Origin of the sequence: Chlamydophila parapsittaci (genome assembly GCF_006385615.1) — a bacterium.
In the GTDB taxonomy this organism is placed as follows: Bacteria; Chlamydiota; Chlamydiia; order Chlamydiales; family Chlamydiaceae; genus Chlamydia; species Chlamydia psittaci.
Window position 1 is genome coordinate 129974 of the sequence record NZ_CP041038.1, and the last position, 23826, is coordinate 153799.

Genomic DNA, 23826 nt, shown 5'->3' on the forward strand with positions numbered 1-23826 from the left:
CAAACTAAAATATTTTTATATGCAAACACCTAGTTTTAAGATATTTAATTAAATGATATATTGATAGAGCGACTCTAATTACACAATTGAGTAAAATAAAAACCGCCTGTGAAAACCTCGAGTAAGCATCAAACATGCTGTTTAAATAGACGATAAAAACAATGCATAAATTCCTAACACCCATTCTATCGGTTATTCTATTTCTGGGGATTTCACCGCTATGCACAGGTTGTTATACACATACTGCTAAACACCAGAACTCTCTAAAGATAGCGATTAGCCATGATCCTATGTCTTTAGACCCTAGAAGTGCTTGTCTAAGTAAAGATATCTCGATAGCCCAAGCTCTCTATGAAGGCCTTGTAAGGGAACGTTCTGCTCATCCTGAGCTCGCTCTTGCACAGTATTACACAATATCTAGCGACCAAACAGTCTATACTTTTTATCTTAAAGAGGCTTCATGGAGTAATGGAGATCCTGTAACTGCTTATGATTTCGAAGAATCCATAAAACAAATTCATAATCTCGAAGTAGCCTGCTCTTCTAATTTTCTTCTCAGTGTGATTAAAAATTCGCATGCTGTGATGAGCAAACAGCTACCTGTAGACACCCTGGGAATTCGCGCAATAAATGCATCGCAATTAGAAATTACCTTAGAAAAACCTATTCCCCACTTTTTAGAAATTCTTGCCTATCCGATTTTCTTCCCTGTACATAAATCCCTCAGAGAATTTTCTGCCTCAAAGGGAACCAAACTCCCGAATATCACTAATGGCCCTTTTCTCATTGAAGATTACCAACCTCAAAATAAACTGATCATTAAGAAAAATCCTCTGTATCACGATAAACAAGCGGTGCATCTGGATACCATCACTTTTCAAATTGTTCCCGATACCCATACAGCTACACAACTTCTTCAAAAAAATCTGATTGACTGGGTGGGTTCCCCGTGGAGTTCTCCAATTTCTAAAGAAGACCAACATCATATCCCAAAAGATAAGTTGCACAATTACCCCGTTCTAGGAACGACAGCTCTAATATGTAACCTAAAACATAGCCCAACTAATAACTTAGCCCTACGAAAAGCCCTGGCCTATGCCATTGATAAAACTACCTTATTACAGTTTATCAGCCATGGAAAAGTCGCCGAACATTTCCTACCGCCGGAACTATCACAACTCCCTAAACAATCAGATCAATCACCAGAAGAACGCAAAGAATTAGCACGCGCGTATTTTAAAGAAGCTGAGAAAGAACTCTCACTCAAATGTATCGCAGAATTATCGATTATTTATCCTTTAGAATCTGCATGTCTGAACGCTATCGTTCAAGAGATACAACAACAAATCAAAAACGTTCTAGGGATTCATATCCCTATCCAAGGTATGGAATATCATTGTTTCTTAGATAAAAGACGTCGCGGAGACTTTACCTTAGCCACCGGAAGATGGATAGCCGACTATCCGAGGCCAACATCGTTCCTTTCCATTCTCGGAAACCTTAAAAATGACGAGCCAACAAAATCACTAACAAAATGGGAGAATGCCCAATACAATCGTATCCTGAAAACTCTACTTTCAAAAGATGAAACAATACAAGATCAAATCATAGCGGAAGAACTCATCGAAGAAGATCTTCCTATTATTCCTCTGTACCATTTTGAATATACCTACGCAGCTAACCCCAAAATTCACAACTCCTACACCTCATTACTCGGACATATCGACCTGAAAGAAGCAGAGATTTCAAAATAATATGCACATCTTATAAGTTTAAAAAACGTCTTGGGTTTTTACTTAAGTCAAACAAAATATTGACTTAAACTCGAAAAAAAATATCTTAACGGCGACTCTCCACTCGGATCAATGAATTATTTTATATTGAAGCTACGATAAATCAGAGATATAATATTTGAGCTTAGGTAAGGTTCTAGATCATGAATCCTTATTGACTTATCAATGACATTAAAGGTGTAGATAATGTTCCGTTATATAAAGAAACGCCTGGTATTTAACTTGCTTTCTTTATGGATTATCCTAACCCTAACTTTCCTCGTCATGAAAACCATTCCTGGCGATCCATTTAATGATGAAAGTAGCAACACCTTATCACAAGAAACTCTACAGATCCTTAAGTCTCGCTACGGATTAAATAAACCCCTATATCAGCAATACATTCATTATCTCAAATCTTTAGTCACGTTAGATTTTGGAAACTCCCTTGTTTACAAAGATCGCAGCGTAACAAGCATTATCGCGACAGCATTTCCAGCATCAGCAATTTTAGGACTTGAAAGTCTCCTACTTTCGATTTCCGGAGGCATATCCCTAGGAACTCTGGCAGCATTAAGAAAGAAAAAACAAGGGCGCTATATCCTTCTTTCTTCCATTTTACAAATTTCCATTCCAGCTTTTGTCTTAGCCACAATGCTGCAGTATATTTTTGCAGTAAAAATCCCTATTTTCCCCATAGCTTGCTGGGGGAATTTCTCCCACACGATTTTGCCCTCCCTTGCTTTAGCCATAGCGCCGATGGCCTTCATCACACAATTAACTTTCTCATCAGTATCTTCAGTCTTAAATAAAGACTATGTGTTGCTCGCCTATGCTAAAGGACTCTCTCCAATAAAAGTTATACTTAAACACATTCTTCCCTACGCAGTGTTTCCCACGATTTCCTACGCTGCATTTCTTGTGACTACAGTTATGACAGGAACATTCGCTATAGAGAATATTTTCTGCATACCCGGTTTAGGAAAATGGTTCGTCTGTAGTATTAAACAACGCGATTATCCAGTAACTCTAGGATTATCGGTATTTTATGGCGCTTTCTTTATGTTAGCTTCCCTACTTTCAGATCTCATACAAGCAATGATAGATCCCCAGCTGCGCTATTCCTATAAGGAAGCTGATAAAGAAGTGAGTTTTTCTCAAGAAAGTGAACATCTCTAACAAAATCCATAGCATTTAGGTGAAGAATAAACAGAAATTCAAAGAAAGAAATAAATAAGGCTATTGAAAAACTTCATGGACATTCCTTCAAAATCTTCTCAACTCACTCTATGGCAACGTATGAAAGGAAATACCATGTTTATGGTAGGAGCTTCATTGCTAGCAACCTTAATCATAGGAGCAGTTCTTCTTCCATGGATTTACCCTAATTACGAACAGACATCTCTAGAACACACCCTACAACAACCGGGAAGAATGTTTCCTTTTGGAACTGATTCTCTAGGGCGTTGCATGCTAGCAAGAACGGTTCAAGGTTTGCGCCTGTCCCTTCTTATTGCGGTTACGGCCACCCTGATCGATGTCTTCGTAGGACTATTTTGGTCTACAGTAGCCTTATCCTCGGGGAAAAAAGTTGCTTTCCTCATGATGCGCATTACAGAAATCTTATTTTCGATTCCTAGAATCCCAGTTATTATTCTTCTTCTTGTGATTTTTGATCACGGAATCCTTCCTTTGATTCTTGCTATGACACTGACGGGGTGGATACCCATAGCACGAATTATATACGGACAATTTTTATTATTAGAAAATAAGGAATTTGTGCTTTCCGCGAAGACGATGAACGCCTCTACATTTCATATTCTCAGGAAACACTTACTTCCTAATACGCTAACCCCTATCATCTCCACATTAATCTTTACTATTCCTGGAGCTATTTATACAGAAGCGTTTATTAGTTTTTTAGGCTTAGGTATCCAACCTCCTCAAGCTAGCCTAGGCACATTAGTAAAAGAAGGTATCAACGCTATTGACTACTACCCATGGCTATTTTTCTTCCCCTCATTTTTCATGATTACGCTCTCGATAAGCTTTAACCTCATCGGAGAAGGAGCAAAAGCACTATTCATCGAGGAAAATTCCCATGCCTGATACCTTACTCAACATACGAAATCTTACGATAGCATCAAACAATCCACGTAGATTGCTCATAGATAATCTCAGCCTTTCAATAAAAAAACGGCATAGCCTAGCGTTAGTTGGTGAAAATGGATCAGGGAAGACAACAATTACTAAAGCGATTTTGGGTTTCCTTCCAGATAATTGTGAAATCTTAGAAGGAGACATCTTCTTTGAAAATACAAATTTAAAAACCCTGTCCTATAAAAAATTCCAAAAGATCCGAGGAAAGAAAATAGCGACAGTATTGCAAAATGCTATTGGATCTCTGACGCCATCTATGCGTATAGGAGCTCAAATTGTAGAAACCTTACGACAACACAATCCCATAACAAAACAAGAAGCTTATGCAAAAGCTTTAGAATTACTCTCAAGCGTATGCATCCCGAATCCCGAACGCTGTTTTCACCTTTATCCTTTTGAATTAAGTGGGGGGATGCGGCAACGTACCGTAATCGCTATATCTCTAGCGAGCTCTCCAGAGCTTATTCTTGCTGATGAGCCAACAACAGCTCTAGATTCTGTGTCTCAGGCTCAGGTATTGCGTATATTGCGTAAAGTGCATAAAGAACATCATACCGCGATGTTGTTAGTGACGCATAATCTCGCTTTAGTCACAGAACTTTGTGATGATATCGCAATTATTAAAGATGGCCAACTTGTAGAAACAGGCAGTGTAAAAGAGATCTTTTCTTCTCCACAGCACCCCTATACAAAACGTCTTCTGAAAGCTGTATCAAAAATTCCTCTAACCGCTAGCTCTTCGCCCATTTTAAAAGCGAAGCTCGAAAATTTAAGAAATACAGATACTTTGCAGACAACATATGACTAACTTAATTACCATAAAAAACCTATCCATTTCCATTAGGAAGCAGGTCATTCTCAATGACATTAACCTAGAACTCAAAAAAGGAGAATGTCTAACCGTTGTCGGTGCAAGTGGTTCAGGAAAGTCTTCTCTAGCTTTGGCAATTTTAGGATTAATGCGGCCGAATCACGGGACGATTACCTTTCATGTTGACCCGAAAACGCCCAAGGCAAAAACAGTACAAATTGTCTGGCAAGACATACACTCGAGCTTAAATCCTACAATGAGTGTCGAAGACCTTATTTTAGAACCTCTCCATATCATAGGAACCTACTCTAAAGAACAACAAAAAGAAAAAATCCTAAGCGTCTTACGTCTCGTTAACTTACCTTTATCAGTATTACGATTAAAACCTTATAAGCTTAGCGGAGGCCAAAAACAACGCGTGGCAATTGCAAAAGCTTTAGTTTGTGAGCCTGATCTCCTTATTTGCGACGAGCCAATCTCCGCTCTAGACACCCTAAATCAATCACTAATCTTAGAACTTTTCCAAACAATAAAACAGCAATGTGAAAGCACGCTTCTATTCATTACCCATGACATGTCAGCAGCATACTATATTGCAGATACCATTGCTGTTATGGATAAAGGATCTCTTGTAGAATACGCACCTAGAGAAAAAATTTTCATGGATCCTAAACATAAAAAAACCCAAGAACTTCTGGATGCTATCCCCGTATTTTCTCTAGAAGATACCGAATGTCACCACAGCGATACAGCTCATGAGAAAGTACTCATTTAAAAACCAAACAAAAAATTAGACACCGCCTGAAAACCTAAAGTTCTTTGTAGTATGTGAAAAGTTATGTATACTGCGATCCACGTTCATTTTATGATTTGCCTGAATTAGATGTTTGTAAAGCAACAATTGCAAGGATACAAACAGTCTTGTTTAACCACCTAAAGATCTATGACTCAATAGCATAGGAAAACTGTTATCGAGCCCTTTAGGCATTACGTGTAAATCGTTGACAGGAAGAAGTTGAGCGTGCTACGAATCAAACTAACCGCCGTTAGAATGGAGCATCATTGACGATGGAAATTTCTCATATCTTGGAAGACCTCGCTTACGACGAAGGGATACTTCCCAGAGAAGCTATAGAAGCTGCGATCGTCAAACATGCACAAATCACTCCCTACCTACTTCAGATTCTTGAAGACGCTACAGAACGCGTCCCGGAATTAATCAATGACGGTAGTTATCAAGGGCATCTGTATGCCATGTATTTGCTAGCACAGTTTCGAGAAACTCGAGCTCTTCCATTAATTATTAAGCTCTTTTCTTACTCCGATGATACACCTCATGCAATTGCTGGTGACGTTCTTACTGAAGACCTCTCAAGAATCCTGGCAAGCGTATGCGACGATGAATCTTTAATTAAAGAGCTTATAGAATCCCCAGGCATTAATCCTTATGTAAAAGCTGCAGGAATTTCTAGTCTTGTACATCTTGTAGGAATAAAAAAAATCTCTAGAGAGGCAACTATCCGTTATTTTGGAGAACTGCTAAACTATAGATTAGAAAAAAGTCGTTCTTTTGCTTGGGATAGTCTCATTGCTGCTATATGTGCTTTGTATCCCGGAGAATTATTCTACCCGATTAGCAAAGCTTTTAATGCCGGTCTTGTAGATATAACTTTCATAAGCATGGAAGATGTAATAAATATCATAAATGAAGAAACTATTGAGTCCTGTCTTCAGGAACTTTTGTCCTCACCAGAACTCATTAACGACACCCTAGAAGAAATGGAAAAATGGCTCGAAGATTTTCCTATAGAGCCTTAAACCCTCTCGGGATTTTCCAACAGACTATAACGCAAAGAGGTCCCAAGTGAAAAAACAAAAACGGTTCCTGTCTCTTTTATTTCTCACATTCGTACTCTTAGGCATATGGTTTTGTCCTCATCCTGAAGCAATAAACCCCAACGCTTGGCATCTATTTGCTGTATTCACAACGACAATTCTAGGTATTATCCTGCAGCCCGTACCTATGGGAGCCATAGTCATTATCGGGATTTCTACACTGCTACTTACTCAAACATTAACTCTAGAACAAGGTCTTTCAGGATTTCATGATCCTATAGCCTGGCTGGTCTTTCTATCATTTTCCATAGCAAAAGGCATTATTAAAACAGGTCTCGGAGAACGCGTTGCTTACTTTTTTGTCAGCATCTTAGGGAAAAACCCTCTGGGATTAAGCTACGGGTTGGTAATTACTGATTTTCTCTTAGCGCCTGCGATTCCTAGTATTACAGCACGATCCGGGGGGATTCTCTATCCAGTAGTTATGGGACTATCAGAATCTTTCGGCAGCTCTGCAGAAAAAGGAACAGAAAGCCTGATTGGCTCCTTCCTCATTAAAGTCGCCTATCAAAGCTCTGTAATTACCAGCGCCATGTTTCTGACTGCTATGGCTGGTAACCCCTTATTAGCAGCTTTAGCAAGTAATGCAGGCATAGCTCTTACCTGGGCAACATGGGCAAAGGCAGCAGTAATCCCCGGATTACTGAGTTTAGTACTTATGCCTATAGTCCTCTATAAGCTGCACCCACCGACAATTACATCTTGTGAGGAAGCCATCCGCACAGCAAAATTACGTCTTAAAGAAATGGGCCCCTTGAAAAAAGGCGAAAAGATCATCTTGATGATTTTTATTTTGCTTGTTGTTCTATGGACATTTGGAGACCTACTAAGAATATCAGCGACCACAGCAGCATTAATTGGTCTATCCCTGCTTGTCCTGACAAATATTTTAGATTGGCATAAAGATGTCATGGCTAATACAACTGCCTGGGAAACATTTATTTGGTTCGGCGCTCTTATTATGATGGCGTCGTTTCTCAATCAATTAGGTTTCATTCCTCTAATTGGAGATAGCGTAGCCTCAGCGGTTACAGGACTATCGTGGAAAATAGGCTTCCCTATCCTCGCCCTGATGTACTTTTACTCACATTACCTATTTGCAAGTAACACAGCGCACATCGGTGCCATGTTCCCTGTATTTCTCGCTGTTTCCATAGCCTTAGGGACCAACCCCATTTTCGCCTGTTTAGTACTAGCCTTTTCCAGTAACCTGTTTGGAGGACTCACTCACTATGGTTCGGGACCGGCACCCCTATACTTTGGTTCGCAACTCGTTTCTATTAAGGATTGGTGGCAATCTGGTTTTGTTCTAAGTATTGTCAATATTGCCATTTGGGTAGGTATCGGCAGCCTATGGTGGAAAATTCTCGGTCTTATCTAAGAAATATCCTCAAACGGCGATAGGGAAAACCTTCTAAAAAGAAGGTTTTCTCTTATTCGATAAAGAAAAACACAGCGAATTTACGAAAATACTGTATATGCACGTGAACTCCAATGATCTCAACGACGTAGTTATCCCAGGTACTCCTCCCCTCCCGAGGGAACTACAAAAATTCCCCTCTTTGATTCCAACAAATGATTTACGATTTTCCCCTAAGTTTGATGCCGACGTTGCTAAGCTTTTCCCGAATACCTATGACAGTCCTTACCTAAAATTTACTTCAGGAACTCTTGACCAACCTGTTCGTCCATTAAAAGTAGGTGTGATGCTATCGGGAGGTCCTGCTCCCGGAGGTCATAATGTTATTTGGGGATTACTTCATAGCTTAAAGAAAATACATCCCGACAGCTCGCTCATTGGCTTTCTTAATAACGGCCAAGGGATTCTCAATAATCATACAGTAGAAATTACCGAAGAATTCATGGAGTCTTTCAAAAATTCCGGAGGATTCAACTGTATAGGCACAGGAAGAACAAACATCATCACTGAAGAAAATAAAGCCCGATGCTTAAAAACAGTACAAGCTTTAGACCTTGATGGTTTAGTAATTATTGGCGGTGATGGTTCGAATACAGCAACGGCTATCCTAGCAGAATACTTTTCTCAGCATCATCCTAAAACGTGCGTTGTAGGCGTCCCAAAAACTATTGATGGAGATCTTCAACATCTATTTTTAGACCTTACCTTTGGATTTGATTCAGCAACAAAATTTTATTCCTCCATTATTAGCAACATTTCTAGAGATACGCTATCTTGCAAAGCGCATTACCACGTGATCAAGCTTATGGGACGCTCTGCATCGCACATTGCTTTAGAATGCACTCTACAAACCCATCCAAATATCACTCTTATAGGAGAAGAAATCGCAGAAAAGAATGTGCCTCTAAATACGATAATCCATAAAGTCTGTTCGATCATTGCTGATAGAGCCGCTATGGGGAAATACTATGGGATTATTCTTATTCCTGAAGGCATTATCGAATTCATCCCTGAGATTAACAACCTTGTTAAAGAAATCGAAAGAATCCCTGAAGATGCGGATAAATTTTCTTCTCTATCCCGTGAATCTCAAAAATTACTAAAAAGCTTCCCAGAAACTATCGCTAAACAACTCCTTAATGATCGTGATGCTCACGGGAACGTCTATGTATCTAAAATCAGCGTGGACAAATTGCTTATCCACCTTGTAGATAACCACCTGAAGAAACATTTTAAAAATGTTCCGTTTAATGCGATTTCTCATTTTTTAGGTTATGAGGGAAGGTCGTGCCTACCCACAAAATTCGATAATACCTACAGCTACGCCCTAGGATATGGCGCAGGAGTTCTTACGTATAACCGCTGCAACGGCTACCTCACTGTCATCGAATCACTGATTAATATTGTAGATAAATGGCGGCTACGCGCTATGCCTATTGTAAAAATGTTCACAACAAAGAAAAAGTCGGATGGAACTATAAAACCTCTGATAAAGAAGAGTTTAATTGATATTAGCAGTCCTGCTTTTATTAAGTTTAAACTCTATAGAAAAATATGGGCTCTAGAAGATTCTTATCGTTTTTTAGGACCATTACAAATTGACACCCCGCCCAACTCTCATTCCGATCATTTCCCTCCTCTTACTCTCCTCCTCAATCATAATGAATGGCAAAAAAGGTGTTCTATATGTATGGAAATTCCTGACTGCGATTATTAATTTCCGCTAGCGATATAACAAGATGATACCATGAGAAATTCGAGTTTATTCTCGACGAATTCTTTTTAAAAAATTAAATTCACGCATAAATACCCTCTTAAACCTATGGAAAGTAAAACTGAATGAGCACTACATGCCATAAACATGAACATCGTCATGTAATTACATTTAACATCCTCAATAACATTACAACTTTTGGTGTTCTCCATATACCTGCACAGGTTTCTCCTCCCTATCCTTTGGTCATTACCCTTCACGGATTAGCCTCAAGTAAAATAGGTTCTAAACGCACTCACGTACACCTTGCTGAAAAATTGTCAGAATGTGGGATTGCGGTTTTACGCGTTGATTTTCCGGGACATGGGGATGCAGAAGGCGATCCCTATGACTTCTCGTTCAACGACTATATCTTAAGTGCAAATGAAATTATTTCTCACGGCTACGGCTTAAACCATATCGATACAAAAAATATAGCTGTTTTTGGTTCTTCATTGGGAGCTACTTTATCTCTCTTAAATATGTCTAGCCTACACTATGTAAAAAGCCTCGCAGTGTGGGCCCCGACCATTCAAGGGGCTGTATGGCTACAAGAAGCTATTCATCTTCCCAATAACCTGATTTCACATTCTCCATCCTCAGAAGATATTTTTTATGGAGGTATGCGCATCAATAAAACGTTCTGTTCGCAATTCATTGAAATGGACGTAACTAAGGAAATCCCGAAATTTTCTGATTCCCTATCTATCCTCTACATGCAAGGACAAGAGGATACTGTCGTATCCTTACATCACCAGGAAATCTTTTCTGAGGCTATCAAGAACAAACCCAATCCTTATGAGCTACGCGTCTATCCCCATACTGGTCACCATATTCCTCAGTCTTGCTCTATGTTATCAGAACTTGTACAATGGCTAAAACATCAACTTATTCCCTAGGAACTACCTGTGGAGCTTCTCTCTGTAAATAAAAGTTACTTTGAATTGCAGCGTTTGCACTACCGTCCGGAAACCTTAAGCTTTCTACATGGTATCACGTCTTTGCATATTGTCGACTCTGCCTCTACAGCATCTCCTCATGTTCCTAAAGATCTTCAAGAGCATATTCCTCATTTGTGCAACATCCCTGAAGTCACTATTGAAAAGGGAAAGGCAACACCTTCTCAACCTTTGAAGATTGGTGTATTACTTTCTGGGGGTCAGGCTCCCGGAGGCCATAACGTGGTTATAGGGCTATTCGAAGGACTGCGCGCCTTTAACCCCAAAACAAAACTTTTTGGGTTTATTCAAGGCCCTTTAGGATTAACACGTGGTTTATATAAAGATCTCGATATCTCTGTAATTTATGACTATTACAATGTCGGAGGTTTTGACATGCTCTCTTCCAGTAAAGAGAAAATCAAAACCAAAGAACAAAAAAGCACAATTCTTACTACGGTAAAAAAGCTCAAGCTTGATGGTTTACTGATTATAGGAGGGAATGATTCGAATACGGATACAGCAATGCTCGCCGAGTATTTCCTCAAGAACAACTGCCATATCCCCATTATCGGGGTGCCAAAAACTATTGATGGAGATCTAAAAAACTTCTGGATTGAGACTCCTTTAGGATTTCATACTTCCTGTCGTATTTATTCAGAAATGATCGGAAATTTAGAGAAGGACACTCTATCTATAAAAAAGTACCATCATTTTGTCCGTCTTATGGGACAAAAAGCTTCCTATACAACTTTAGAATGTGGTCTACAGACCTTACCGAATATTACCCTCATTAGCGAACATCTCGCTATGAGAAAGATTTCCCTACAAAAGCTTAGTGAACATCTCGCTATGGGCTTAGTAAATCGTTACAGATCTGGGAAAAATTACAGCACGATACTCATTCCTGAAGGGTTGCTTGAACACATATTCAATACAAAGAAACTCATCAATGAACTCAATGTGTTACTTTTAGACAACACCCTAAACTTTGATAATGTGTATAAGCAACTTTCTCCAGAGTCTTTAAAGACATTTTCTGCTCTACCTACAGAAATTGCTCAGCAGCTACTGATCGCTAGGGATTCTTATGGGAATGTACGGGTCTCTAAAATTGCTACAGAGGAACTCTTAGCTGCTCTAATAAAAAAAGAAATCCAAAAAATAGAACCCAATATGGAATTCCAACCTGTGAATCACTTTTTTGGCTATGAATCGCGTGCGGGATTCCCTTCAAATTTCGATGCTAATTACGGACTAGCCTTAGGCATTGTTTCTGCTCTTTTCCTTGTCAGACAACGGACAGGGTATATGGTGACTATCAATAACCTAGCTCTCCCTTATAACGAATGGAGTGGCGGGGCTACTCCTTTATATAAAATGATGCAACTAGAACAACGCTTAGGTGAAGAAATACCTGTAATTAAAACAGATTCTGTAAATCCAAATGCTCCAGAAGTTCAATACCTTTTAAATCAAAGTGATACGTGCTTGATGGAAGATTTGTATTCTTTTCCTGGGCCATTACAATATTTTGGTGAAGAGCGCCTCATAGATCAACGGCCACTAACATTGTCATGGGGAAACAAAAAGTAGAGAAAAATAAGCACCTTTGCCAAGGCAACTATCTGGCTACTTCAGAAACTACTCTCTAAAAAGATGCTTATAGAAGAAAATTAGCGGTAGTCGGACTTGAACCAACGACTCGCAGATTATGATTCTGCTGCTCTAACCATCTGAGCTATACCGCCACACTAGATGGTAAAATTAATAGCGGGAGAAGGATTCGAACCTCCGACCTTTGGGTTATGAGCCCAACGAGATGACCACTACTCTATCCCGCGATAGATAAAAGACTTTAGCAAAGCTCTATATTTTTACACAAGGGATATATCTTTTAAAAGATTCCCAGGTGCGATCAAAAGCGACTTTCTCTTCATGTAAAAACATTGCACCTTTCTGAATATAAGCTGCTCTTTCCTCGGGATGATCTAATAAAAATGTGATCACTTTGACTATATTGGTCTTGTCTAAACAACAACCTGCACCCATGGACAACAGACGCTCTGCTAAATCTGACTGGGATTGGATATGCGGGCCAAAAATTAACGGCACACCACATTGCAACGGCTCCAATAAATTATGTCCGCCTATCCTATCATCAAATGTACCACCTACAAAAGCAAGATCAGCGGCAGAATACAATTGTTTTAACCAACCAATAGCATCTACAATAATGGCGTCATGCTGAGCAAATGTCGCTTCTTTACTCCACAAACCATAAGAAATATTTTCTTTACTCAAGAGAGCTTCTAATTCTTTGGATCTCTCAATATGTCGAGGTACCCAAAGAACTTTTAAATTCCTACGTAATTCCCGAACTACAGGAAGCCAAACCTCAACATCTTTAGGATGTACAGAACCTAAGACAAGCAACTCCGTATCTTGAGCTAATTGTAATTTTTCTCTCCAATAATCCCGCTGGTTATTTTCAGATAGTGTTTCTGTATACGTCTTGATATTTCCCGTAACTTGTATTTTCTCTTTATCAACACCCAGCTGCAAAAAACGTGCTTTATGCTGCTCATCTTGTAGTAAAAAGCCGTCTACAGGGGAAAAATAGTTCCTACCGAAACGTTTTAAAATGGTGAAGCGTTTACAAGAATTAGCGGAAAGCTTCCCATTAATAATCACGGCAGTAGCGCCTAGCCTTTTGGCCTCTTCAATAAAATTCAGCCAACAGTCTCCCTCAGAAAAAACTAATAAAGATGGGGATATCGCACGAACAACCGGTTTAATAATTATACTTAAATCTAAAGGTAAAATAAAAGTTGTCACTCCGAGAGGTCCAAACAACCTGTGAGCATTCTCATGTCCGGATTCGGTACAAGAAGTCACAACACAACGCCATTCCGGATATTCTTTCATGAACCGTTTTAATAAGGGAAGAAGAAGAGCTGTCTCACCTACAGAAGCTCCATGAAACCAAGCTACGGGCCCCGTTCCTGGAACTTCTGGTTTCTTAAAACCAAAACGAATACCTAATGACTTGGTATACTTCCCATGCACGAATCTCTTATACAGAATCCTAGGAAGCCCCACCATAAATGCGAAGATTAAAAAACAATCGTAGAGGAAAGTATGTAGCTTAGTACGTCGACCTTTGATCATAGAACGAAATTCACCAATCTATTAGGAACAAAAACTTCTTTTTTAATTTCTTTATCTTCTAGATATTTAGCGACGGACTCTCTTGCTGCGGACAAGATGTCTTCTTGTGAAGTGTTCTTATCAATATCTAAACGTGCTCTTAACTTTCCATTTACCTGTATTACAAAGGTTACGGAAGCGTCTTCTAAATATTTAGGGTCTACCTCTGGCCACTCTGCCTTGTCTATACCAGGAGCATAGCCTAAAATTGTCCACAACTCCTCACTGATATGCGGAGCTATAGGAGCTAAGGCTCGCACGACCATAGCTAAAGCAGATTTAGGATAAGTATCAAGCTTTGTAAATTCATTTATGAATTCCATAAACGAAGATGGTATGGTATTTAAAGACATTTTTTCTATATCTTCCCCAACCCTATGTACTAGTTTGTGCGCAAGAGCCATTCCCTTAGGATCATCAACATCTTGCACAGCAGAGGAAGTAACTAACTCATAAAAACGATTTAAAAAGCGTCTACAGCCGGAAACACCGTGATTACACCAAAGCTTATTTTTATCTAACGGTCCTGAAAACATAGCATACATACGCAACGCATCAGCGCCGAACTCATCTATTAGGGTTTGAGGATCCACCCCATTTAACTTAGACTTCGACATCTTCTCCTGACGGACTTCTAATTCTTCTCCAGAAGCAGTAGTCCATTTGCCGTTATCCTCTCGAACGTCTTCAGGATGAACATACCCCTTACCAGGAATTCGGTATGATGTAGCAAGAACTAAACCTTGATTGATTAACTTTTTAAAGGGTTCTGGAGTCGAGACCAATCCGGCTTCATAAAACACCCGATGCCAAAAGCGAGAATACAGTAAGTGCAAAACTGCGTGTTCTGCCCCTCCAATATACAGATCTACAGGCATCCAGTAGCGTTCATTTTCATTAGACCAAGGTGCTTGAGAATTATGCGCATCACAAAAACGTAGGTAATACCAGCAAGATCCTGCCCATTGAGGCATCGTATGTGTTTCACGTCTTCCCTTACGGTTAGTTTTTACATCATGAATTTCTACCCACTCTTTGACATTTGCCAATGGCCCTTGACCAAAACCCTTGGGGCGGTAGTCTTGAATTTCAGGAGGAAGTAAAGGAAGTTCATCATCTTCTAAAGGACGGCATGTCCCATCTTCAAAATGAATAATAGGAATTGGCTCTCCCCAATACCTTTGGCGAGAAAATAGCCAATCACGCAGCTTATAAACAACTTTACCTTCTCCCAAATTCTTCTTCTGCAAATAAGCAATCACATAATCGCTAGCTTCTTTGCCTCTCAGGCCATTGAGAAGAAAATCCCCATGATTACTATGGATACACTGTCCGTTGTCATCAAGCACCTCAGAAATAGGTAGAGCAAATGCGTTGGCAAACTCGCGATCTCTTTCATCATGAGCAGGGACGCCCATAACCACTCCGGAACCATATCCCATGATCACGTAATCTGAAACCCAGATAGGTAAAGGAGCACCTGTGATCGGATGCTTAGCATAGGCTCCTATAAACACTCCGCTTTTTACTTTAGTTTCACTGATACGTTCACGTTCGCTTTTACTTTGCACACAGCGAATATAGTTTTCTACAGCACTATGCTGTTCCTCAGAAACTAGGTGATTTATCTCAGGATGTTCTGGAGCCATAACGAGAAACGATACGCCACATAAAGTATCAGGACGTGTAGTAAATACTGACAAAAAGTTTCCGTTATCTACTTCAAAGCGTACGAGAGCACCTTCCGACTTCCCTATCCAATTTCTCTGGAGCTGTTTAACATTTTCTGGCCAATCTAAATCCTCTAAACCCTGCAATAGCTGATCTGAATACGCTGTAATGCGTAAAATCCATTGGCGCAACATTCTACGCTCTACAGGATACCCTCCCTCTACGGATAAACCATTCTCTACCTCTTCATTAGCTAAAACAGTCCCCAACTCTTCACAATAGTTGACTGCCATATCTGCCATATAGGCAAGCCCCTTTTCATATAGAAAAAGGAAGAGCTTTTGAGTCCAACGGTAGTAATCAGGGTCACTAGTAGCAAACTCTCTCCCCTCGTCATAGGAAAACCCCATAGCAGAAAGTTGCTTTCTAAAATTCTCTATATTTTTTTTTGTAGTTTCCCTAGGATGTGTTCCTGTTCTCACAGCATATTGTTCTGCAGGCAGGCCAAAGCTATCCCACCCCATAGGATGTAAAACTGAAAATCCTTTAGCTCTCTTGTATCGTGCGACAATATCTGTCGCGGTATACCCTATAAGATGTCCGACATGCAAGCCTGCTCCAGAAGGATAGGGGAACATATCCAATACATAATATTTAGGCTTATCCGCAGTTTCGTCTGCCTTAAAGCTCTTGTGTTCCTTCCAAAATTGCTGCCACTTCTTTTCTACTAAACTAGGATCGTACCGCATAATATCCTGACAAAGAGATCTTTTTAAAATAAAATAGAGGCTAGTGTATCCTTCACTCGATGAAAATACAAGAATCTTCTAATCAAAACCTGAAAAGCATGAAATTTTTTCTATAAAAAACTCGCTTCTGTTATACCCTTGTCCCGCTTTTCCCCAATACATTGACAAAAAAAATATAAAACCCTATTTTAGTTATCTTTTAATTAGGTTGCTTTTCATGTTAGTTAAAATGAGCAAACTATTCGCATTTATTTTTTTGTTTTTCATAGTAGCTAATGCATCTCAAGCTGAATCAATTAAAATCCCTGGGTTCCCAGAAATCCCTGAGAGCTTGATTGTAATTAACAGAACGCAGACTCCAAAAAACGAAATCTGCCGGGCTGTAAATATACAAAGTGGTAAGCATAACCTTGTAGGCACACTCCACTTACCAACGACTCCTATGCCTGAAGGTGGTTATCCTACTGTTATTTTATTTCACGGATTCCGTGGAAGTACAGTCGGTGGCTTGACAGGATCTTATAGAAAGCTTGCACGCGCTCTAGTTGAGTCGGGTATAGCTTGTGTACGCTTTGACATGGCTGGGTGCGGAAATAGCGAGGGTATTGCTCATGAAGTGCCTATTCAAACCTATCTCAGAAACGGTGAGGATATTCTTAGTACTGTAATCCAGTACCCTGAAGTTCATCCTTTTAGGCTGGGTATTGCCTCTTTCTCTCTAGGGTGCCACACTGCTTTACATCTGGCACAATTTTACTGTCCTTCCCAATTTCAGATTCGTGCAATCAGCCTCTGGGCTCCAGTTGCTGATGGAGCAATTTTATTTAAAGAAATGTATGAGTCGGTGAACGACAATACGAGTATTGTGGATAACCTGGGAAAGGATTTCGGATTTGGCACGGCTCCTTTAGTCATTTGCGAAGAAGACGTGAGCGCTTTTCTCTCTCTTCAAGATCATATTGTTTTGAACTCTCTTCCTACAAGAATCCCTATTTTACATCTACAGGGTAGAGAAGATAACTTAGTATCTTTAACTCAAATAGACTTATTTAAAAATACAGCTCCAGGGAATACAGAGTTTAAAATCTATGAAAATACGGATCACAATTTAGGTACGTCTCCCCATATGCAGGAGATCATTCGAGATATAGTCAAATACTTCCATAGCCATCTATAGAGACTGTTTTAACTTTGGCTGATATCTCTAAAAATACTTCTCAGAAAGAAAGGACTTTGTGAGCTTTTCTAAAAATATTCCCTGCTTGATTCATCAGATCCTTTTCCCTATACTAGGATTTATTCGTGTCTTCTACTCATAGAGATCGATATGACAGATGTATTAGTCATAGGCGCCAACCCCACAGGTCTCATTTTAGCAAACATGCTCATTCAGCACGGCATTCTTGCAAAAGTGATCGACCATCGGGATTCTGCAGATGAACCCGATTTTATAGATCTTAGGGATCTTCCTGTTGTTTTATCATGCTCTTCTTTAGAACTTCTAGATAATGCAGGTTTAATCGATGACTTCGTAGAAAAAGGGCATAAACTCTTCGGAGCCCGCTATCATTGGAAAAAGCGCACTGTATTGTTCAAGTTTAATCAAGCATCAGAATCGCGTTTTCCGTTTGCTTTATCCACTTCTTATCAAGAGTTTACCAAACACTTGATTCGTAAGTTCGAGGAAAATGGTGGAGCGATCCATTGGGGAACACGTCCTGTGACTTTGGTAGACAATAGCATTTTTATTGAGAGTACGAAAACATCACAAAATTTCGAAAATCGGGAAATTTACAACCCGAAATGGGTTATTGCCAGCGAAGCTGACAGTGATCCTGACATTCGCGATCTATTTAAAAATCAATTAAAACCTCGGAAGCAAGTAAAAGAAGTCCTTTTTGTTGATTGTGATGAAGGGGAACCTTTTGAAGAAAGCCATATTCACCTGGTTCCTAGCTCAAAAAGTTTCTTAAATTTTGTTTTTTATAATCACAAGAAAGGCACTAAGCAGTTGTGTCTTAGCAATACTTCTTACCCCCTATCAGTAAAGCAAAAGCAGAAATTACTCTATAATTACAATCTTGCTGTTACTGATGAACATCACCATATCAAATCTGTTCTTCATCAGTATCCTGCAGACCATAACAACTTTCTATTTGTGGGTAATTTAGCTAATAATCTGAATTTTTCTTATCTTACAGGAATAAATTCCAATATCCATACAGCTTTTAACTTAACATGGAAGCTTATCCCTGTGGTAAAAAAGGCTGCCTCAAAATACCTCATCACAGCTAAAGAACATGAGATTGGGAACATTCTTCCGCATCTTAGCGAAAAGAGGCAAGGACGAGCTAAAAATCTATTATTCTCCAATCTTTATGCACCCGCTCTGATGTATTATTTTTTAAAGGGTTGCCGTCAATTGGATGTTTCTGGAGGAGAGTATTACTATCCCCCCCATAAGGCATTGAAATATCAAAATAGCGATATTATTAAGATGTCTTCACAAGATAAAGAAATTCTTGGTCCAGGTCCTGGCATACGAGCCATTAATGCTCAACTGGATAATGGCAGCTATCTACTAGACAGTTTAAAAAGTACCAAACACTTACTCATCTTCTTTAAAGAACGTACGGATCTAGAGCAAGCTCTTAAAGAAGAGTATGGTGAATGGTTAGAGGTCATTGTGACTAAAGATCAAAAGATTGCTAATCTTTATCATGCAAATCCGGATTCATTATTTATTATCCGTCCCGATTGTTACATCGGCTATAGAACTCATAAATTCAAGTTACATGAACTTATCTCCTATCTATTGCGGATATTCGCAACAGAAAAAATAGATTAAGCGCGCACTCTAGCTACAACGTTTTTCTACTTTTCTAAATACCTCTTCCAGATTGACTACTCTGTACTATGGCGATTCTTGTTCCTTAACCCGAGAAGGTCTAGGAATGGCTGGGGTACAACGCATTACTTAGCGTAACTTTTTCTTGAGTTAATGCTCGTTTTCTTTCCTGTAACTCTTGAAGAGCTTGAGATAAAACTTCTAGTTCTCTTTCCCATGCCGCACGGCCCTGGGCAAACATCTTATCTTTTTCGCCAACTATACTCGAGGCCATCATGTATTGTTTCTCGATTTCTTTAGCATTTTGTATCTTTTGTGTGGCCATCAGTGCTTTGACTTTGAAATCTTTCACCAAACGCGTCAAAATATACTTCGGCTGTTGCAAGAATGTCTCGTACACATTACGAAATAGATCCTGATTCTGACCGTCTGCACTCTCATTAGCACGGATACGTTCTAGTAAACTAGCAACTAATCGTGTATTTCTTCTCTTTTGTACATTCTTCATTATCCAACTATCAATACGTTGCGATGCTAAAGAACACAAGTGGTGTCTACCCAGGGTTGCGTTTACCGTCACAACCTCTTGGAGCGATTTCCCTTCTCTGATAATTTGTGTACTTCTAACGAAGTTTTCGTCTCCTAGCAACGTCCCATAAGCTAGCGGGGATAAGTTTCTTTCTACTCTTAAGTAAGAAGCAAGTAGTCTTTTTGCTTTGCGATACTCTTCTATGGAAACTTCTTCTCCGTTAGAAATTTTTTGCTTTAAGAGCTGAAGCTCTTGTAGAGCATCTTGAGCTAGCGACCATCCCTTACCAGGAATAGGAGAAGAAAACTCCAAGAATGGAGAGATGTGACTCATACCTAAGTACTCCAATGCTTTCTTACGCACTTGGAGCTCTTGCTCACCTACAACCGTTCTTTGAGATAGATCGTCTAAAGTTCTTGCCCTAGAGACTTCGAAACGTGCTAGCTGATCCCTACGGTATTGATCAAGTCTGACGTCATTTTTCCCTAAGCAGGAAGAGAGTTCTAATGCATTTTGAATCTCGTGCAGGTACCCAGCTTCAGCAGATTCTTTAACTAGATTATCGAATAAACGTTTAGCTTCGTTGACAATATCATCAGAAGCATCTGGGTCAGCAATTCTAAACATCAGTTGAGTAAGAGTGTCTACCCTACTCTTTACCTCATTAGTATCGACTTGCTGATCTGGTATTTGAGACACTATTTGAGATAGGACATCCGCCACAGCTTGACTCTCAACAAGCGTCTGTTCTAACTCAGGAAACTGTGCTTTAGTATTTTCAAGACGCTGTTGTAGCTGATTTTTATAAGACATCTGCTGACGATAACTTAGCATCTCATTATCATAACGCATGCGATAGTTGACTATCTTGTTTTCCTCTTCTTCTAGTCGACCGATCTCTACAGTAATCTCATCTAAACGTCGTTGACCACTAGCTAAGACCATTTCTCTAGCAGCATCTGTGGGTTGCGGAACAATGTGATCTATGTGATCCGCGGCTTCCCCTTGATCAGGAACTAATGACTCTTGGACTCTAGCGGTTTCCTCAGCTGCTTTTTTACGATCTATAACACTTTGAAGATCTGTAGTGCCGAAGCGTCTCTGAATCCTTTTATCTAAAGATTTTGAAAAACTTTTAAGATCTTGGATAGATTTTTTGAAATCGTCCTTCTTATTAGAAGGATCTCTATCTAAATCACGAATTACTCCCCTAGCCCAGCTATACTCAAAACCTTCTAGTTGTAAAATATCTTGAACTCGAGAAAGACGCTCCACATCGGGATTATTAAATTCTGAAGGGAGAATCTTTGTTGCAGGTAGTAAATCTTTAGCTAATGATGCTACACGGACATCAAAAGTTTTCTTCTCGATGATGTGGTCAAAAACCATGGGAACGATTTGTAAGACCAGTGCCGCAGCACTAAGACCTATCGGCAACCATACCATTTGCAGAGACAATAGAGATAAGCTGGCGATCAGCATACCCAGACCCAAGACAAACGTCACCAAAGACTGTGTTTTGTTCCACTTACTGGCTATTTTTTGTACCTGACTCAAGAAATTGCTTAAGTCTTTATTGCGTGTTTCCCAGAAGCTCTTGTTTACACTCTGAGCATCACTAACCGTTTGCGCTGTACTCTCGGCGATCTCTCCAAGTTCTGCAACCGCGGTAGGGACATTCTGTTCACCATAGGATGACAATACTGTTTCTAAATCTGCTAACTTATCAGATCTAGGATCACGTATAACTGAAAATAGCTGATTAGATGCGCGTATTACCTCTTCAACAGCAATATTATCGGGAGAACTTAAAGATTGCTCTAAATGAGTCATCTCCTCGAGGATCGCTTGTATATGATCAATACCTGAATCAAGTAAAACATCGATATTTTCCTGAGTTCCCGGTTGATTCGCTTTAATAGCGGCTACGAGCTCTCCTTCCTTCTTCTTGGATGCTTCCTTTAATGAAGACTCTCTACTGGTCAGTGCCTGCCATAACAAGGATTTTGTAGTTGTCCCTTCAACTTGAATTCTTTGCCCAATACTCTGAACGTCAGGAATAATAGCGTCCAACTCTCCCATAAGAGCTTTAAACTCTTCGGCCCATGCAGCTATATCTTCTTTAGTAGGAAGAGCAGCAGCCCCTCCAAGAGCATCATAGGTCGTATCCAAGAAAGTACGACATCTGTCTATAAACTCTGTGACAGCCTCAGCTTGATGATGCGATGTCCTTAAATTATCAATTTCACACTCTATAGTAGAATAGTTCTCTGAGAAATCACTCATCAAGACTAGAGACATCTTTTGAGATTTAAAGGTGTTATACTTCTCGCTCCACTCTTCAACCTTCTGACGGGCTTTTCCTAAGTCTTGAATAATTGCCTGCTTTTCTTGGAGAATCTCTTCCACAGGTTTCGTAGATACAGCCCCCCAACTATCCTTATTCACTAAGTTTAACAGTTGGTTGATAGAACTCAGAATTCTCACACGCTGATTATCAGGATGTTTTTTGACAGCCTTCTCTATGTCCATACGGACAAACTTTCCAAGCTGTATACACCTATGGATTTTATCAAATAAAGAACTCAGGTTGCCAAGATTCGCAAGATACCCGATCAACTCTGTCTGCACTTTATTAGATAAATCTGCAGCATTTGCATGCCTATCCCCTAGGAATTTACGTAGGCTCTTCACCTCTGTCTGTATCGATGATTGCAGAGTTGTTTTTATCGTATTTGCCTCTTCAATATTCCCGGATGAGTGTTCTGTAATGATATTCTCAAGCTGATCTAAAATATTTCTAACCATCAACTGACGCGCAGAGTCGATACTCTCATGAGTATTTAGCTTATGAGCGCCGGTTTTAATTTTTTGATGTAGATCAGCTAACGTAGGATTTTCGGATAAAGCATATACATCCATTTTCCAAGATTCAAACTGTTCTAACCAATCTGCAAGTTGGACCTTAGTTATATGCGTTTGCAGCTTTGTGAATATATCTAAGGTCATATCCACAGTTTGTTGTTCTTGAGATAAATATAAACGTGTAGCCGGTGTGATATCTAATAACCAGGACGACAGCGTCTTGCTATATAAGTATGTGCGCTCATACTGGTCTATAGTCTGACGAATCTCCAGGCCTACTTTATTTCCAAATCCGCAGATACTCATCAAAGATTTTGCAAGGTCTACGAAATCTGCTCCTGGGAGGAGTGCCGGCAAATTTACCCCAGTTTCTTGAAGAGCAGAGTTAGAAAGTGTGCGTAAAGCAGAGTATGCGGAATTATTTTTTAATAACTCGACCTTAGCATTCAACACATCAGAAAGGCGTTTTTGCCAGGCTGCATCATCAACCCTATCAATACCTAAAAGTGCGTTACATTGATAACGTGAGTTAATTTCCCCAGATATCCCAAGAGTCTTATCAAGATTGGCTCCTCCATCATAGGTATTTTGGCTCATGTCTGGACGTAGCTTAGCAAGGAGCTTCTCTTTTAAAGATCCCCCCTTAGGCATCTCAATATGATACTTAGATAACGTCGAGCTCCTTAAATCCTGATGCTTACTGAGCAGATGTCGGTGATACACCTGTAAAGAACGATATTTTGATCTGATCTCTTGACAACGTGCGCGTAATTTCGTGCTGACAAGCCCACTAAATAAAGACACACCTAGTGTAATAACGACAGGGATCCATAAACTGATATTGAAAATCATCATTACAGGAATAACAAAAAGAATTGCTAGTCCTACTAGTGTCAAAATAATCAGGGCAATCTTGTACAAACGCATCTTTTTCAGATCCGTTTGTTCCATAGAGGAGAGCTCTCCCTCTACAGCTTCTAAAAGAGCTTGCTGAGTTGTTAATCCCGCGCGCAGGCCTTGTGCCTCCGGGCTCAATGGAGATGGTGAGGAAACAGAATCCAGCTGTTCTCTCAGAGAATTTTGATTAGTGTCTCCATTAACTAGAAAAATAGACACAGACAACCTCAAAAATATACTAATTTTAAGAAAAAATTAAACTTTCAGATAAGCATTGTAACTCTAAAAGAATTTATATTAAATCATA

The 23826-nt window shown here is 39.6% G+C and carries 15 protein-coding genes and 2 tRNA genes; 12 read left to right on the top strand and 5 right to left on the bottom strand.

Features of this window, described 5'->3' with window-relative positions; all coding sequences use genetic code 11:
* The first annotated feature begins 161 nt into the window (after positions 1-161).
* The 10 genes from FI836_RS00575 (at position 162) to FI836_RS00620 (ending at position 12346) form a co-directional block, all read left to right on the top strand.
* Positions 162-1754: a peptide ABC transporter substrate-binding protein gene (locus FI836_RS00575; RefSeq protein WP_006343268.1), complete on the top strand. Its 1593-nt coding sequence runs from the start codon at positions 162-164 to the stop codon at positions 1752-1754.
* Between the two features lie 225 nt (positions 1755-1979).
* Positions 1980-2951 (top strand): ABC transporter permease, encoded by a 972-nt coding sequence (locus FI836_RS00580; RefSeq protein ID WP_006343269.1) that lies wholly within the window; start codon positions 1980-1982, stop codon positions 2949-2951.
* 75 nt (positions 2952-3026) lie between these two features.
* A complete protein-coding gene (locus FI836_RS00585) occupies positions 3027-3881 on the top strand; it encodes an ABC transporter permease (protein ID WP_006343270.1) in 855 nt (284 codons plus the stop codon).
* Positions 3874-4740 carry an ABC transporter ATP-binding protein gene (locus tag FI836_RS00590; protein ID WP_006343271.1) on the top strand — a complete coding sequence of 289 codons (867 nt, stop codon included), beginning with the start codon at positions 3874-3876 and terminating at the stop codon, positions 4738-4740. Before FI836_RS00585 ends, FI836_RS00590 begins: the two co-directional genes overlap by 8 nt.
* Positions 4733-5518, top strand: coding sequence for an ABC transporter ATP-binding protein (locus FI836_RS00595; protein ID WP_006343272.1), 786 nt, complete (start codon positions 4733-4735; stop codon positions 5516-5518). The genes FI836_RS00590 and FI836_RS00595 overlap by 8 nt, the downstream gene beginning before the upstream one ends.
* Positions 5519-5805: 287 nt before the next feature.
* Complete coding sequence (locus FI836_RS00600) at positions 5806-6561, top strand: DUF1186 domain-containing protein (protein ID WP_014518394.1); 756 nt, start codon at positions 5806-5808, stop codon at positions 6559-6561.
* 46 nt (positions 6562-6607) lie between these two features.
* Positions 6608-8020 (top strand): anion permease, encoded by a 1413-nt coding sequence (locus tag FI836_RS00605; RefSeq protein WP_139934552.1) that lies wholly within the window; start codon positions 6608-6610, stop codon positions 8018-8020.
* A 97-nt stretch (positions 8021-8117) separates the two neighbouring features.
* The gene (locus FI836_RS00610) at positions 8118-9776 is read left to right on the top strand and encodes a diphosphate--fructose-6-phosphate 1-phosphotransferase (protein ID WP_006343275.1); all 1659 of its coding nucleotides are present in this window, start codon (positions 8118-8120) and stop codon (positions 9774-9776) included.
* A 122-nt stretch (positions 9777-9898) separates the two neighbouring features.
* Positions 9899-10711: an alpha/beta hydrolase gene (locus FI836_RS00615; RefSeq protein WP_006343276.1), complete on the top strand. Its 813-nt coding sequence runs from the start codon at positions 9899-9901 to the stop codon at positions 10709-10711.
* A 9-nt stretch (positions 10712-10720) separates the two neighbouring features.
* On the top strand, positions 10721-12346 hold the full coding sequence (locus FI836_RS00620; protein WP_006343277.1) for a diphosphate--fructose-6-phosphate 1-phosphotransferase: 1626 nt from the start codon (positions 10721-10723) through the stop codon (positions 12344-12346).
* Between the two features lie 81 nt (positions 12347-12427).
* On the opposite strand, the gene FI836_RS00625 is transcribed toward FI836_RS00620, so the two are convergent.
* From FI836_RS00625 to leuS, 4 genes are all read right to left on the bottom strand, one after another.
* Positions 12428-12501 (bottom strand) — tRNA-Met (locus tag FI836_RS00625).
* 20 nt (positions 12502-12521) lie between these two features.
* Positions 12522-12594, bottom strand: a tRNA-Met gene (locus tag FI836_RS00630).
* Positions 12595-12619: 25 nt separating this feature from the next.
* Positions 12620-13921 (bottom strand): lipid IV(A) 3-deoxy-D-manno-octulosonic acid transferase, encoded by a 1302-nt coding sequence (waaA, locus tag FI836_RS00635; protein ID WP_013747376.1) that lies wholly within the window; start codon positions 13919-13921, stop codon positions 12620-12622.
* Positions 13918-16380: a leucine--tRNA ligase gene (gene leuS, locus FI836_RS00640; protein ID WP_014943884.1), complete on the bottom strand. Its 2463-nt coding sequence runs from the start codon at positions 16378-16380 to the stop codon at positions 13918-13920. Before leuS ends, waaA begins: the two co-directional genes overlap by 4 nt.
* Before the next feature lie 229 nt (positions 16381-16609).
* Between leuS and FI836_RS00645 the strand changes: the two genes are divergently transcribed.
* Both FI836_RS00645 and FI836_RS00650 read left to right on the top strand, forming a co-directional pair.
* Positions 16610-17557, top strand: a complete 948-nt coding sequence (locus FI836_RS00645) for an alpha/beta hydrolase (protein ID WP_014944555.1) — start codon at positions 16610-16612, stop codon at positions 17555-17557.
* 150 nt (positions 17558-17707) lie between these two features.
* The gene (locus FI836_RS00650) at positions 17708-19228 is read left to right on the top strand and encodes an FAD-dependent oxidoreductase (RefSeq protein ID WP_139934553.1); all 1521 of its coding nucleotides are present in this window, start codon (positions 17708-17710) and stop codon (positions 19226-19228) included.
* A 100-nt stretch (positions 19229-19328) separates the two neighbouring features.
* On the opposite strand, the gene FI836_RS00655 is transcribed toward FI836_RS00650, so the two are convergent.
* A complete protein-coding gene (locus FI836_RS00655; RefSeq protein WP_139934554.1) occupies positions 19329-23738 on the bottom strand; it encodes a hypothetical protein in 4410 nt (1469 codons plus the stop codon).
* Between the last annotated feature and the right edge of the window lie 88 nt (positions 23739-23826).